We start from the raw sequence: 14,493 nt of genomic DNA, 5'->3' as shown, positions 1-14,493 counted from the left end.
GAAACTCAAAGCCGATCAGCCGCCGAGCTGACCCTTGGTGGACGGCACCTCGCCGGCCGCGGAGGGATCGATCGCGACCGCCGCGCGCAGCACCCGCGCCAGACCCTTGAAGCAGGATTCGGCGATGTGGTGGCTGTTCTCGCCATATAGGGTCTCGACGTGCAGAGTCACACCCGCATTCATCGCGAAGGCGTTGAACCATTCGCGCACCAGTTCGGTGTCGAATTCGCCGATCTTGTCGCGCGGGAACTCGGCCTTGAACACCAGCGTCGGGCGGCCGGAAATGTCGATCACCACCCGGGTCAGGGTCTCGTCCATCGGCAGATGGATGCCGGCATAGCGGGTGATCCCGGCCATGTTGCCGAGCGCCTGCTTGACCGCCTGACCGAGCGCGATGCCGACGTCCTCGGTGGTGTGATGATAATCGATATGCAGATCGCCCACCGCCTTGACGGTGATGTCGATCCGCGAATGCCGGGCGAGCAGATCCAGCATATGGTCGAAGAATCCGATCCCGGTGGCGATATTGGACGCGCCGGTGCCGTCGAGGTCGACCGTGACCTCGATCGCGGTTTCCTTGGTCTTGCGCTTGATCGTCGCCGTGCGCATGAAGCGGGCTCTCCGGGCTGAAAACGCGGCCCTTTTAACAGGCCGATGACGGCTTCGCTACAGCGGAACGGGCGGGCGTGCCCCGTCTTGCGGCTATGGTGACCGAAAACCGGACGCTGCCGCGATTTGCATCCGAGACGCCGCGTGCCTAGATCAGCGCTCTCACGAGGATTCCCATGACCCCACAATTTTCGGCTTCCGGCGAAGGATCGCCCCAGGTTTGGCACGGCACCACGATTCTCACCGTCCGCAAGGGCGGCAAAGTGGTGATCGGCGGCGACGGCCAGGTCTCGATCGGCCAGACCGTGATCAAGTCCAACGCCCGCAAGGTGCGCAAACTCGGCAAGGGCGACGTCATCGGCGGCTTCGCCGGCGCCACCGCCGACGCCTTCACGCTGTTCGAGCGGCTCGAGGCCAAGCTCGAGCAATATCCCGGGCAGCTCACCCGCGCCGCGGTCGAGCTCGCCAAGGACTGGCGCACCGACCGCTATCTGCGAAGGCTGGAGGCGATGATGATCGTCGCCGACAAGGAGGTTTCGCTGGTGTTGACCGGCACCGGCGACGTGCTGGAGCCGGAAGCCGGGGTGATGGCGATCGGCTCCGGCGGCAATTACGCGCTGGCCGCGGCGCGCGCGCTGATCGATTCCGACAAGGACGCCGAGGCGATCGTCCGCCGCTCGCTGGATATCGCCGCCGACATCTGCGTTTACACCAACCGCAACGTCACCGTGGAAACGCTGAGCGCGTGATCGCGATCTTTTTCCCCTCACCCGGCACGGACGTCGTCCGCGCCACCCTCTTCCTTGAGAGAAGAGGGAAAGAAGCAGAGACATGACCGACTTTTCCCCCCGCGAAATCGTTTCCGAACTCGACCGTTTCATCGTCGGCCAGCACGACGCCAAGCGCGCGGTGTCGATCGCGCTGCGCAACCGCTGGCGGCGGCTGCAGCTCGAAGGCTCGTTGCGCGAAGAGGTGCTGCCGAAGAACATTCTGATGATCGGGCCGACCGGGGTCGGCAAGACCGAGATCGCGCGGCGGCTGGCCAAGCTCGCCGGCGCGCCTTTCATCAAGGTCGAGGCCACCAAATTCACTGAGGTCGGCTATGTCGGCCGCGACGTCGAGCAGATCATCCGCGATCTGGTCGAAGTGGCAATCTCCCAGGTCCGCGAAAAGAAGCGCAAGGACGTCGAGGCCCGCGCCCAGATCGCCGCCGAGGAGCGGGTGCTTGACGCCCTGGTCGGCGCCAATTCCAGCGCCACCACGCGAGATTCGTTCCGCAAGAAGCTGCGCGCCGGCGAACTCAACGACAAGGAGATCGAGGTCGAGACCCAGTCGACCGGCGGCGGTTCGCCGATGTTCGAGATTCCCGGCATGCCGGGCGCCCAGATGGGCGCAATCTCGCTCGGCGACATCTTCGGCAAGATGGGCGGCCGCACCAAGACCAGGCGGCTGACGGTGGAAGATTCCCACGAGCTGTTGGTGAACGAGGAGGCCGACAAGCTGTTGGACAGCGATCAGCTGGTGCAGGAAGCGATCAATGCCGTCGAGAACAACGGCATCGTGTTTCTCGACGAGATCGACAAGATCTGCGTGCGCGACGGCCGCAGCGGCGGCGAGGTGTCGCGCGAGGGCGTGCAGCGCGACCTGTTGCCCTTGATCGAAGGCACCACGGTGTCGACCAAGCACGGCGCGGTGAAGACCGACCACATCCTGTTCATCGCCTCGGGCGCCTTTCACATCGCCAAGCCCTCCGACCTGTTGCCGGAGTTGCAGGGCCGGCTGCCGATCCGGGTCGAACTTTCCGCTCTAACGCGCGATGACATGCGGCGGATTCTGACCGAGCCGGAAGCCTCGCTGATCAAGCAATATGTCGCGTTGCTGCAGACCGAAGGCGTCACCCTCGAGATCACCGACGAGGCGATCGACGCGCTGGCCGACGTCGCCGTGGCGGTGAATTCCAGCGTCGAGAACATCGGCGCGCGGCGGCTGCAGACGGTGATGGAGCGGGTGCTCGACGAGATTTCCTTCACCGCGCCGGACCGCGATGGCGAGACCATCCAGGTCGACGCCGCCTATGTGCAGAAGCACGTCGGCGATCTCGCCAAGAACGCCGATCTGAGCCGGTTTATTTTGTGAGTTGGAATGACTCGTGTCCCGGACACGACACCGCGTTCTTGACGCGGTGCCGTGAGCCGGGACCGTTGCGGATGCTGCCTTCGTAACGGCCCCGGATCTGCAGCGCACCACGCCGCAAGTGCGGCGTACTGCGCTGCGTCCGGGGCACATTCCCATAAGCGGCTGTCGGCTATCTGACCCGCCGCACCCGCACATACAGCGCGCCTTCGCCGCCATGGCCGATATGCGCTTCCTCGAAGCCGACCACGAGCGTGCGGAATTCCGGCAGGCCGAGCCAATGCGGCACTTGGCGGCGCAGCACGCCGCGCTCGGACTCCGGACCGACGGTGCGGCCCTTGCCGGTGATCACCAGCACGAAAGTCATGCCTTCATGGCTGGCGCGGTGCAGGAACGACAGCAGCGCGCCATGCGCCCGGGTCTGCGTCATGCCGTGCAGGTCGATGCGGCCGTCGATGCTCTTTTTGCCGCGCGACAGATGTGCGCGCTCGCGCCGCCCGATCGGCGCCAGCGGCGGCGCCGGCCGCGGCGCGTCGAGCTTCGGCACCGGCGGAGCCTTGCTCGGCGCCACCGGCTTGAGGGAGGCTGGCGACTTCTCGACCCGCACCGCTGGTTCAGGCGCTGCCGCCAAGGCTACCGCCTTCACGACGCGGTGCTTCTTGCGCAGCGGCTTGACCTGTTTGGCAACGCTCTCCCACAATTCGCGTTCCGGCTCGCTGAGCGCGCGGCGGCGGCGGGACGGGACGACAGGGTCGGAGAGCTGCGGTGGCTTCTTGCTCATCGCGCCCCGTGCCAGCGGCGATGATGCCGCCAAGGCCGATGCAGCCGCCGATGCGCCGGGCGGATCTCCGGCGCCGTTGCCGGGCGCGCCTCCGGCAACGGCACCGCCGCCGCCGCTGCGGCGGGCTTGCTGGCTCGCTCGGCGGTCGACGGCGCGGCCTTCGCGGGCTCGGCACTCGGCGTTGCAGGGTTGGCAGACGGCGCAGCAGACGGCGGCTCGGCGGGCTTTTGCTCAACGGTCGGCTTGGGCTGCTCCGTTTGCGGAAACAGTTTTGCGATTTTCGCGGACGGCCGCGCTTCCGGCAGCGGCATGGTGCGTCCCCGCGCCAACGGATCGAGGCTGTTGGGCAGCAGCATCACGAAGCGCGCGCCGTGACGCAGCCGGCCCGACACCCGCCCGGCCTCGGCGCCGGCGCCGAAATACAGATCGGCCCGCGCCGGCCCGACGATCGCCGAGCCGGTGTCCTGCGCCACCATCAGCCGGCGGAACGGCGTCGCCGATTGCTCCGAGTCCAGCGGCAGATCGGCCTCGATGAAAAACGGCGTGCCGTAGACGTGGAGCGCCTTGTCGACCGCGATCGAACGGCCCGGCGTCAGCGGCACGCCCTGCGCGCCGACCGCCTCGTCCTTGTCGGACAGATCGACGGCGCGGAAGAACACATAGGAGCGGTTCTGCCGGCGCAGCTCGTGGGCGCCGTCGGGATTCTCCTCCATCCACTGCCGGATCCGCTGCATCGACATCTGCTCTTTCGGGATGATGTTGCGCTCGATCAGGATGCGGCCGACCGGCGTGTAGGGATAACCGTTATGCGCGTCGTAATTGATTCGCAGCGTGGTGCCGTCCTCGAACCGCACCCGCGCCGAGCCCTGGATCTGGGTGAACAGAAGATCGGTCTGGCTCTTCAGCCAGCACAATTCGAGGCCGCGGCCGGCGACCGCGCCGTCCTCGATCGCGGCGCGATCGTAATACGGCACCAGCTTGCGCCGGCCGATCTTGCGAAACACCTCGCCCTTGTTGGGAAGCCCCGCGGCGCCCTGGCTGACGCCGCGCACGAACAGATTGGACGGCCGGCGATATACCGGCACGGTGTAGACGTCGGTCCGGGTGCGCGAGCCGTCGAGCACCGGCTCGTAATAGCCGGTGACGAAGCCGTCGGTCTCGCCGAGCTTGGAAATCCGCACCGGATGAAAATGCCGTTCGAAAAACGCCCGAGCCGCCGCCGGCTCGCTGATGTCGGCGGCGCGGGCGATGCGGCAGGGTTCGCGGAGCGAGCCGCCGAGCGGCTTGGTCTCGTTGGGCGGACCGCGCTGCGCGGCGATCGGCTTGCAGCTCGCGCGAAACGCCTTGAACGCCGCGAGCTGATCGTCTTCGCTCCAACCGGCGACGTCGGCCCAGCCGACCGGGACGTATTGGCCGTTGGGAATTTCCAGCGGCCAGACCGCCAGATGGCGATGCCGCGGAACGTGATGCCGGGCTTCGGCCAGCGCCGGCGCGAGCCAGCACCCGACAGCGAGCGCGGCGCAGACGGCGGCGCGGAAGCCGCCGTGCTTAATGGACGCTGCCGGTGCCGACCAGCTTCCAGTTCGGATCGCGCGATCCGACGTCTCGGGCAAATGTCCAAACATCGGTGATATCGGCGACCTTGTCCGGGTTTCCATCGACAATCGCGCCCGTCTTGTCGCGGGTCACGGTGATCATCTGCGAGACGAATCGCACGGTCAATTGCGCCGCGCGGTCGCGCGCCTCGGCCGACACCAGTTCGGCCTTGTCGATCGAGACGAACCGGGTTTCGGTCTTCTGCTCTTGCTTTTCGCGCTCGCGGATCACCGCCTCGAAGCTGTCATAAACCTCCGGGGACAACAGATCCTTCAGCGCGCGGCGGTCGCCATTGGCGAAGGCCAGCACGATCATCTCATAGGCGCCGCGGGCGCCGGTGAGGAAGTGCTGCGGATCGAACGACGAATCCTGCGCCACGATGGCGTTGAGCCCCTGCGCCAGCGGGGTGCCCGGTTCGGCCACGCCTTTCCAACGATCGGTGGGCGGCACCACGTCCGCGGACGGCGTCTGCGGAGCTTGGTCAACCACGGCGCCTGGCAGCGGCACGACGTTGTCCTGCGCGCCACGCACCACGTCGCGGGCGGCGCGATCAAACGGCGGCCGCTCATTGCCGGTTTTCTGGCCCAGCACATTGCGGAGACGCAGGAAGATAAACACCGCGAGGGCCAAGAAGATGATGGTGTAAATATCCACGTCGCATTCGCTTTCTGGTCATCGCCGGAAAGGTCCGGCGTCAATGCATCCCGAGGGAAGACGGAGTTGTTGGTCCCGAAGGTTCAGCTCTTAGCATGTAGGCATGATCAGAGCCCAGCCAATGGCGGGCTTTGCCACAAAGCAACGCGTTGCCGAAGGTATTGCCATGCTGATCCTTGATTTGGGTCGAATTGTAGCGCGTTTTGCGGTTCAGGGGAAACCCGATCGCTGCCCAAGAACAGACGCGGCGTCAATGGTTTAGGAGATCTACCGGGACTGCGGAAAGGCGCCTTGTGGCGAGCGGAAGGATTTCTTGCTGATCCAGCTCCGCTTGCCGCCCGCCGATGCTTCCGTCCTTGTGGAACGCGGCGGGGCTATGATAGCCACTCGCCCCGACAACAGCTTCGCGCAATCGCGCGACATCGCAGCCGGGCGGCTTCGCCGGGCTTGGCAACGCTTCAGGAGAACAACTCATGACCAACGGCAACGGCGCGCCTCCGGAAGCGGCCCAGGCTCCACAGCTCAACGTTCTGGCGCAGTACACCAAGGATCTGTCGTTCGAGAATCCGAACGCGCCGGCCTCGCTGGCGCCGCAGGCGCAGCAGCCGTCGATCAACATCCAGATCAACGTCACCGCCAACACGCTCGCCGACAGCGAGTTCGAAGTGACGCTGGCGATCGAGGGCAAGGCCGACAACGCCGGCTCGCTGATCTTCAGTTTCGAACTGCTCTATGCCGGCGTGTTCCGGATTCTCAACGTGCCGAAGGAAAACCTGCATCCGTTGGTGATGATCGAATGCCCGCGGCTGTTGTTCCCGTTCGCCCGTGAGATCATCGCCACCGCGGTGCGCGACGGCGGCTTCCCGCCCTTGATGTTGGATCCGGTGGATTTCGTCGGATTGTATCGCCAGAACATGGAGCGTCAGGCTGCTGCCGCGGCTTCGGCCGACGAGGCCAAGCCGAGCTGATCGGCGCCGCTTTGGACGAGAATTTTGACAAGCCGGGCTTTAACAAGTCCGGCTTGTTTCGTTTGGGGGGCTTTGTTCCGGCTGGCTTGCTACGCTCGCCAAAGATCACATTGTCATCCCGGGGCGCGAGCAGCGAAGCTGCGAGCGAGCCCGGGATCCATAATCCCTGCAGGGGATATGGATCCCGGACTTGCTCGTTCTTGCGAACTCGCAATCCGGGATGACGGCTTCGTTGTTGGTTGAACTTATCCAATCAAACGAAAGGCGCCGCTCACGCCTCGCCGAAATACTCGTTCCAGATCGGCTTGTCGCCGAGCGTGGCGACGAATTCGCGGTGCGCGATGCGGTCGGCGTCGGTGACCCTTGCTGCGAGCGGCGTTTCGCGTTGCCGCCGCGGCGCGTCACCCGGTCGGTTGGAGCGCGACGGCGCGGCTTCCGCCAGAATCAGCTGCGACTGCCGGGCGCCGATCAGGTCGATATAGACTTCGGCCAACAATTCGGCGTCGAGCAGCGCGCCGTGCTTGGTGCGCCGCGAATTGTCGATCGCATAGCGCGAGCACAGATCGTCGAGCCGATTGGAAACGCCGGGATGTTTGCGCCGCGCCAACAGCAGCGTATCGACCAGCCGGTCGCGCGGAATCGGCGGTCGCGCGATCTTGCCCAATTCGGCATTGATGAAGCCGATGTCGAACGAGGCGTTGTGAATCACCAAAGGTGCCTCGGCGATGAATTCCAAAAACTCGTCGACCACCTCGGCGAACAACGGCTTGGTCGACAGAAACTCGGCGGACAGCCCATGCACCGCGAACGCTTCCTGCGGCATATCGCGCTCGGGATTGATGTAGCGGTGAAAAGTCTGGCCGGTCGGCATCCGGTTGAAGATTTCGACGCAGCCGATTTCGACCAGCCGATCGCCGCGCAACGGATCGAGTCCGGTGGTTTCGGTGTCGAGGACGATCTCACGCATCAGTGCAACTTTCAGTCCGGTTTTTATTCGACCAGCCACCCCGCGTCGTCATTGCGGGGCGCGACGCCGTAAGGAACAGCGAACCCGGAATCTTGCGGCGAGGCCGAGCGCTTCGTTGGTCGCGAGATTCCGGGTTGGCTTGCAGCTCCGCTGCTCGGGCCCCGGAATGACGGCCTGCTGGCGACGAATCAGGCGCGCCGCTGCGGCATCTTAGCAGTCGCGGCGAGGATTTCGCGGATCTGCGCGCGCACCGGCTCCAAACCGTTCGAGGTATCCACCACGAAATCGGCGCGCTGACGCTTCTCGGCATCCGGCAGTTGCCGTGCCAGCAGCGCGTCGAGCTTTTCGTCGGTCATGCCCTGGCGGGCAAGAATCCGCGCGCGCTGAACTTGGTGCGACGTGGTGACCACCACCACGGCGTCGACCCGGGCATCGCCGCCGGTCTCGTACAACAGCGGCACGTCGACCACCGCCACCGGGGCGCCGGATTTTTCCGCGTCGGCGAGAAACTGCTGGTGATGGGCGCGCAGCATCGGATGCACGATCGCTTCCAGCCGCTGCATCGCCGCCGCATCGTGCAGCACCCGCGCCGACAACAGCGCGCGGTCGACCTTGCCGTTCACCGTGGTGCCGGGAAATGCCGTCTCGACCGCCGGCGCGGCCTCGCCCTCATAGATTTGATGCACGGTGGCGTCGGCGTCGTAGACCGGCACGCCGGCCTCGGCGAACAGCCGAGCGGTGGTCGACTTGCCCATCCCGATCGAGCCGGTCAGTCCGAGGATTCGCATATCGGTGCCCGCCGCTCTTTCAGAACGCCAGCAGCCGTTGCTGCCGCAAATAGTTCAACAGCGGCACCAGCGGCAGGCCCAGAATGGTGAAGTGATCGCCATGGATGCCGTCGAACAGATGCACGCCGAGACCCTCGACCTGATAGCCGCCGACGCTGGAGGTTGCGGCGTCGCCGGCCTCGTTGAGATAGGCCTCGATCTCGGCCTCGGTGAGCTGGCGCATGGTCATCCGCGCCACCGAGGTTTCGGCGAACACGGTCTTGCCGTTGCGCACCAGCGCGATCGCCGAATGCAATTCGTGGCGGCGGCCGGACAACGTGCGCAGCTGCGCGGTGGCCTTGGCGCGATCGGCCGGTTTGTTAAAAGTCCGCTCGCCGAGCGCCAGCGTCTGATCGGCGCCGAGCACCAGGCGGCCGGGCAGGCGCTGCGACACCGCCAGGGCTTTTTCTTCGGCCAATCTTGCGGCGATCTCCGCCGGCGAGGTCAGGCCGGAGGCCTGCTGCACGCCGCGTTCGTCGATCGCGGCCGGGATCGCCTCGAACGGAATGCCGGCGTTCTGCAGCAACATCTGTCGCGCATAGCTCTGTGACGCCAGAACCAGCGGTTGCGAGCCGAGCCAGATCGTCATTCCTGCCGCTGCCGCTGCCGGTCGGCCAACAGTTTCATCACCGCGGCCGCGGTTTCCTCGATCGAACGCCTTGTGACTTCGAGCAACGCCCAGCCGTATTTGGCGCTCAGCCTGCGGGCGAACGAGACTTCGTCGTTGACCGACTGCCGATCGATGTAATCCTCGTTGCCGACCGTGGCGCCCATCGAGAGCAGCCGGTTCTGCCGGACCTGGATCAGCCGCTCCGGCGTGGCGTGCAGGCTGACCACCAGCGGTTTGGTCAGGGTTTCGAGCTGGTGCGGAATCGCGATGCCGGGCACCAGCGGCACGTTCGCGGTGCGGATGCCGCGATTGGCGAGATAGATCGAGGTCGGGGTCTTCGAGGTGCGCGACACCCCGACCAGCACCACGTCGGCGTCTTCCAGGCCTTCGACGTGCTGCCCGTCGTCGTGGATCATCGAATAATTCAACGCGTCGATGCGCTTGAAATATTCTGCGTTCAAGGTGTGCTGGGCGCCGACCCGGCCGGTCGTGGAGGAGCCGAGATAGGCCTGGAACAGCTGCATCACCGGCCCGATGATCGACAGGCTCGGAATGTTGATTTCCTCGCACTTCGCCTCGAGCCGCCCCACCAGATCCTTTTCCAGCAGGGTGAACAGCACGATGCCGGGAGCTTCCTCGATCTCGGTCAACACCCGGTCGAGCTGCTTCTGGCTGCGCACCAAGGGATAAACATGTTCGACCGGGCTGACATTGGCGTATTGCGCCGCCACCGCGCGCGACACCGTGATCAGAGTCTCGCCGGTCGAATCGGACACCAGATGAAGGTGAAAATAGCTGCCGTCGGTGGGCATCATAAGCCTGTATATCCTGTGAATCACTGTGGGGCGTTCGGGCGCTCGCGGCCTCGGCGGCAGGGCTCCCGGGATAAGCCGGAATTTTCTACACAGGACTCCTTGCGGGGATCGTATCGGGGGTCGATCGGGATGGTAGCGGGGTTATCTCGGCTTGTCTCTTGATAAGACAGCCAAGACGGCCGGCAAGTCGCTGAGGCTCTGGCGATTCCTGCCGGCTGTGGAGGGCTGGGAAAACTCCCGCCCGCTGTGCACAAACCCGGGACAATTCCGGATCGTGTTGCGTGGGCCTAATCCACTGCCACTTAGACTCTAACCTAAGAATCTATAACTATTGTTTTAGAAAAGGATGGCTTGCGGAGAACTCGTTCTTCAAGCATTCCGATAATGCCCATGTTAGGCATGGCGTTCCGAGCAGTTCGAAAAAAGTCGAGCGGCCAGGCACCGCAGTGAGAGTTCTGATGGCCGAGCTGATCTACCCCTGGGCGAAGGCGTTTCACATCATCGCGGTGATTTCCTGGATGGCCGGCATGCTCTACATGCCGCGATTGTTCGTCTACCACTGCACGGCCACGGTCGGATCGAAACAATCCGAAACCTTCAAGATCATGGAACGCCGGCTCTACAAGGCGATCATGACCCCGGCGATGCTGGCGGCCTGGGCGGCCGGGTTGTACATCGCCTGGGACCGCGGTTTTCTGATGGACGGCTGGTTTCACGGCAAGCTCGCCGCCGTGGTGCTGATGACCGTGATCCACCTCATGATGGGCCGCTACGTGCGCGATTTCGCCGCCGACCGGAACACGCGAAGCCACAAATTCTATCGCATTATCAACGAGGTTCCGACGCTGCTGATGATCGCCGCGGTGATTTTGGTGGTGATCAAGCCGTAGCCCTGCAGCGGGGTTTGGCGCGGCGTGGGGAATTTCTTGCGTCGCGGCGTTCGATTTTCTATATTGCAGCCATCCCACCCACGCAGGCGGATGCAGGCGCACTCCGGTTTGGTTGTTTGACCGGCCGCCTCTTAAGGTTCGAAGCCCCCTCCCGGCACCTTCCGTTGGCCAAGACTTCCTGCCTCGAGACTTCCTGCCTCAAGACCTGCGGACTTTCCTGATCTTTCTGGCGTTCGCGTCGTTGAACTCCCTCGCCATCCCTCTCCGTTTTTCCACAGGATCCTCCCAATGCGGGAAATGAAGCTTCAAGACCTCAAGGCGAAGACGCCGGCCGAACTGGTGTCGTTCGCCGAAGAACTCGGGGTCGAAAACGCCAGCACGATGCGCAAGCAGGAGCTGATGTTTGCCAGCCTCAAGCAGTTGGCGATCAAGGAAACCGACATCATCGGCGAAGGCGTTGTCGAGGTTCTCTCCGACGGCTTCGGCTTTCTGCGTTCGCCGGATGCGAATTATCTACCCGGTCCGGACGACATCTACGTGTCGCCGTCGCAGATCCGCCGCTTCGGGCTGCGCACCGGCGACACCATCGAGGGCCATATCCGCAGCCCGAAGGAAGGCGAGCGCTACTTCGCGCTGCTCAAGGTCAACACGCTGAATTTCGAGGACCCGGAAAAGTCCAAGCACAAGGTCAATTTCGACAATCTGACGCCGCTGTTTCCGGACCAACGCTTCCGGCTCGAGCTGGAAGATTCCAGCCGCAAGGATTTGTCGGCGCGCGTCATCGACATCGTGGCGCCGATCGGCAAGGGCCAGCGCGCGCTGATCGTGGCACCGCCGCGCACCGGCAAGACCGTGCTGATGCAGAACATCGCGCATTCGATCACCGCCAATCATCCGGAATGCTATCTGATCGTGCTGTTGATCGACGAACGGCCGGAAGAAGTCACCGACATGCAGCGCTCGGTGAAGGGTGAGGTGGTGTCCTCGACTTTCGACGAGCCCGCGGTGCGTCACGTTCAGGTCGCCGAGATGGTGATCGAGAAGGCCAAGCGTCTGGTCGAACACGGCCGCGACGTGGTGATTCTTCTCGACTCGATCACCCGGCTCGGCCGCGCCTACAACACCGTCGTGCCGTCGTCCGGCAAGGTGCTGACCGGCGGTGTCGACGCCAACGCGCTGCAGCGGCCGAAGCGTTTCTTCGGTGCCGCGCGCAACATCGAAGAGGGCGGCTCGCTCACCATCATCGCCACCGCGCTGGTCGATACCGGCTCGCGGATGGACGAAGTGATCTTCGAAGAGTTCAAGGGCACCGGCAACTCCGAGCTGATCCTTGATCGCAAGGTCTCGGACAAGCGCACCTTCCCGGCGATCGATATCTCGCGGTCGGGCACGCGCAAGGAAGAGCTGATCACCGATCCGCAACTGTTGAAGAAGATGTACGTGCTGCGCCGCATCCTCAACCCGATGGGCACGATGGATGCGATCGACTTCCTGCTCGACAAGCTGCGCAACACCAAGAACAACGCCGAGTTCTTCGAATCGATGAACACCTGACAAGCTGGCCAGGCCGATGGATCGTTTGCGCGGTCCGTCGGCTTGGTTTTTTGACGCCGCAGACCGCGTCGGAAATGTTGCGGCAAACCTGGGGCAGTGAACGGAGCAGCGGCGCTGGGCGCCGTAATGAGCTGCCGTTACTCTCCTTAAGTGTCTGACGATATTGATGAAATCGGCGTTTTCGCCGATTTTTTCGTGCCGGGTGATAATCCGCCGCATTTTCGTTGCGTCGGGTGAGGCGCGCCGCCAAATAGGCGATGCATTCGCGCCAGCAAACCATCTTCGCATTATCCTCGGGCCGACCGCCGGCGGCGCTGGCGATCGTCCGGGTGTCGGGGCCTGAGGCCGCAATCGTGCTCGAGCGAATCGCCGGACGATTGCCGCCGCCGCGCCAGGCGATGCGCGCGCTGTTGCACGACGCGAGCGCGCAGCCGATCGACGACGCCATCGTGCTGTGGTTTCCGGCGCCGCGGAGCGCCACCGGCGAGGACGTCGCCGAGTTTCACATCCATGGCGGCCGCGCGGTGCTGAGCGCGGTGATCGCGGCGATCGGCACGAACGAAAATTTGCGCGCTGCGGAGCCCGGCGAATTCACCCGGCGGGCGTTCGAGAACGGCAAGCTCGACCTCACCGAAGCCGAAGGGCTCGACGATCTGATCCACGCCGACACCGAGCGGCAACGCCGCCAGGCGCTGCGGCAGTTGCAGGGCCTGCTCGGCGACAGAGCGCGCGACTGGCGCGGAGAGATCATCGCGGCGTCGGCGCTGGTGGAAGCCGCGATCGATTTTGCCGACGAGGGCGACGTGCCGGACGAATTGATCGCGCCGGCCAAGGCCAAGATCGAAATCCTGCTCGACGAGATCGAAGACGTGCTGGCGCAGGAGGGCCGCAGCGAAAAGCTGCGCGACGGCTTGGTGGTGGCGATCACCGGGCCGCCGAATGTCGGCAAGTCCACGCTGATGAACCAGCTGGCGCGGCGCGAGGTGGCGATCGTGTCGCCGCATGCCGGCACCACGCGCGATATCATCGAGGTGCATCTCGATCTCGACGGCTATCCGGTGACGGTGATCGACACCGCCGGGATCCGCGAGGCGATCGACCCGGTCGAGCAGGAGGGCGTGCGCCGCGCCAGGAGCCGCGCCGCCGAGGCCGATCTGCGGCTGTGGCTGGTGGATGCGCAGGCGGCGGGCGACGGCGAGGACGCGTTGCGGGCCTGGATGGCGCAGGGTCAGAACGGCTTCTGGGTGGTGCGCAACAAGGTCGACGTGGCGGGCGAGCCGACGGGCGAGCTATCGGCCACCGGCTGGCCGTGCTTTTCGATCTCCGCGGCGAATGGCCGCGGCGTGGCGGAATTGATCGCGGCGCTGGGAAAATTCGCCGCGGCGCATCTTGGCGGGGAGTCGGCGTTGATCACCCGCGCCCGGCACCGCGACTTGTTGCGGCAGACCGCCGACGCGCTGGGGAGGGCGATCGACCTGCCGGAACAGGTCGAGTTGATCGCGGAGGAGTTGCGGATTGCAGCGCACCGGCTCGGGCAATTGCTCGGCCGGGTCGACGTCGAGGATATCTTGGACGTGATCTTCCGGGAGTTTTGTGTCGGGAAGTAATATTTCTTTGTTTACTTTTTATAAAATGAATAGAATTTTCAATTCTATGTTTCACGTGAAACGTTAGCGAGACAAGGCCAACCGAATTGTCACGCGCCTTGAATTGCGCCAGCCGGGGCTTTGCCGACTTAGGAAGGGTGGAGCCGAAGAGCCGCAACGCGGCGTCGCCCACCGCCGTCTTGCAAGGTATTCGTGACTTGGCGCCCCGATGCTTGGCACCCTGATCCTGAGAGCTAGAGCATTTTCGGTTACGATTGATGCGCTTCAAGAGTCCCGGGCCGTCATCCCGGGGCTCGAGCAGCGTCGGCTGCGAGTGACTCAGAATCCATTGAAAAATGCCCTAACTGAAAAGGCCGCGAAACCGATCAGCCACTTGGCTCACCACGTCATGGCGCGCCTGTCGCAGCCATCCACGGCAACCAGGCGAGGCGTGGGTTGTTTCCGTGGATTGCCCGGGACAAGCCCCATGACGCGGAGAGGGC

At 64.4% G+C, this 14,493-nt stretch carries 14 protein-coding genes; 6 read left to right on the top strand and 8 right to left on the bottom strand.

Going from position 1 to position 14,493, the window contains the following annotated elements; genetic code table 11:
• Nucleotides 1–15 precede the first annotated feature (15 nt).
• Nucleotides 16–609, bottom strand: a complete 594-nt coding sequence (gene hisB, locus RPC_RS01540; protein ID WP_011470787.1) for an imidazoleglycerol-phosphate dehydratase HisB — start codon at nt 607–609, stop codon at nt 16–18.
• Between the two features lie 176 nt (nt 610–785).
• On the opposite strand from hisB, the gene hslV reads away from it, so the two are divergent.
• Both hslV and hslU read left to right on the top strand, forming a co-directional pair.
• Nucleotides 786–1,358 (top strand): ATP-dependent protease subunit HslV, encoded by a 573-nt coding sequence (gene hslV / locus RPC_RS01535; protein ID WP_011470786.1) that lies wholly within the window; start codon nt 786–788, stop codon nt 1,356–1,358.
• An 82-nt stretch (nt 1,359–1,440) separates the two neighbouring features.
• Nucleotides 1,441–2,745: an ATP-dependent protease ATPase subunit HslU gene (gene hslU / locus RPC_RS01530; RefSeq protein ID WP_011470785.1), complete on the top strand. Its 1,305-nt coding sequence runs from the start codon at nt 1,441–1,443 to the stop codon at nt 2,743–2,745.
• 169 nt (nt 2,746–2,914) lie between these two features.
• Here the strand turns inward: hslU and RPC_RS01525 are convergent, their stop codons facing one another.
• Genes RPC_RS01525 through RPC_RS01515 form a run of 3 tightly spaced genes read right to left on the bottom strand, consistent with a single transcriptional unit; the run spans nt 2,915 to nt 5,773 of the window.
• A complete protein-coding gene (locus RPC_RS01525; RefSeq protein ID WP_011470784.1) occupies nt 2,915–3,523 on the bottom strand; it encodes a Smr/MutS family protein in 609 nt (202 codons plus the stop codon).
• Complete coding sequence (locus tag RPC_RS01520; protein WP_011470783.1) at nt 3,520–5,148, bottom strand: murein transglycosylase A; 1,629 nt, start codon at nt 5,146–5,148, stop codon at nt 3,520–3,522. Before RPC_RS01520 ends, RPC_RS01525 begins: the two co-directional genes overlap by 4 nt.
• Nucleotides 5,072–5,773 (bottom strand): Tim44/TimA family putative adaptor protein, encoded by a 702-nt coding sequence (locus tag RPC_RS01515; RefSeq protein ID WP_011470782.1) that lies wholly within the window; start codon nt 5,771–5,773, stop codon nt 5,072–5,074. The genes RPC_RS01520 and RPC_RS01515 overlap by 77 nt, the downstream gene beginning before the upstream one ends.
• A gap of 473 nt (nt 5,774–6,246) precedes the next feature.
• Between RPC_RS01515 and secB the strand changes: the two genes are divergently transcribed.
• Entirely contained in the window at nt 6,247–6,741 is a 495-nt protein-coding gene (gene secB / locus RPC_RS01510; RefSeq protein WP_011470781.1) for a protein-export chaperone SecB, read from the top strand.
• Nucleotides 6,742–7,012: 271 nt separating this feature from the next.
• Here the strand turns inward: secB and dnaQ are convergent, their stop codons facing one another.
• The 4 genes from dnaQ to RPC_RS01490 all read right to left on the bottom strand — a co-directional run bounded on the left by dnaQ (nt 7,013) and on the right by RPC_RS01490 (nt 9,957).
• Nucleotides 7,013–7,708, bottom strand: coding sequence for a DNA polymerase III subunit epsilon (gene dnaQ, locus RPC_RS01505; RefSeq protein ID WP_011470780.1), 696 nt, complete (start codon nt 7,706–7,708; stop codon nt 7,013–7,015).
• Nucleotides 7,709–7,896: 188 nt separating this feature from the next.
• The gene (gene coaE, locus RPC_RS01500; protein ID WP_011470779.1) at nt 7,897–8,496 is read right to left on the bottom strand and encodes a dephospho-CoA kinase; all 600 of its coding nucleotides are present in this window, start codon (nt 8,494–8,496) and stop codon (nt 7,897–7,899) included.
• A 19-nt stretch (nt 8,497–8,515) separates the two neighbouring features.
• Complete coding sequence (locus RPC_RS01495; protein ID WP_011470778.1) at nt 8,516–9,124, bottom strand: Maf family protein; 609 nt, start codon at nt 9,122–9,124, stop codon at nt 8,516–8,518.
• Nucleotides 9,121–9,957, bottom strand: coding sequence for a pyruvate, water dikinase regulatory protein (locus tag RPC_RS01490; RefSeq protein WP_041802299.1), 837 nt, complete (start codon nt 9,955–9,957; stop codon nt 9,121–9,123). Before RPC_RS01490 ends, RPC_RS01495 begins: the two co-directional genes overlap by 4 nt.
• Before the next feature lie 461 nt (nt 9,958–10,418).
• Between RPC_RS01490 and hemJ the strand changes: the two genes are divergently transcribed.
• The 3 genes from hemJ to mnmE all read left to right on the top strand — a co-directional run bounded on the left by hemJ (nt 10,419) and on the right by mnmE (nt 14,011).
• On the top strand, nt 10,419–10,850 hold the full coding sequence (gene hemJ / locus RPC_RS01485; RefSeq protein WP_011470776.1) for a protoporphyrinogen oxidase HemJ: 432 nt from the start codon (nt 10,419–10,421) through the stop codon (nt 10,848–10,850).
• Between the two features lie 288 nt (nt 10,851–11,138).
• Entirely contained in the window at nt 11,139–12,404 is a 1,266-nt protein-coding gene (gene rho, locus RPC_RS01480) for a transcription termination factor Rho (RefSeq protein WP_011470775.1), read from the top strand.
• A 257-nt stretch (nt 12,405–12,661) separates the two neighbouring features.
• The gene (mnmE, locus tag RPC_RS01475; protein ID WP_011470774.1) at nt 12,662–14,011 is read left to right on the top strand and encodes a tRNA uridine-5-carboxymethylaminomethyl(34) synthesis GTPase MnmE; all 1,350 of its coding nucleotides are present in this window, start codon (nt 12,662–12,664) and stop codon (nt 14,009–14,011) included.
• The last annotated feature ends 482 nt before the right edge of the window (nt 14,012–14,493 follow it).

The organism is Rhodopseudomonas palustris BisB18 (genome assembly GCF_000013745.1).
Lineage (GTDB): Bacteria > Pseudomonadota > Alphaproteobacteria > Rhizobiales > Xanthobacteraceae > Rhodopseudomonas_A > Rhodopseudomonas_A palustris_F.
This window is presented reverse-complemented; position numbering and strand designations above follow the sequence as displayed.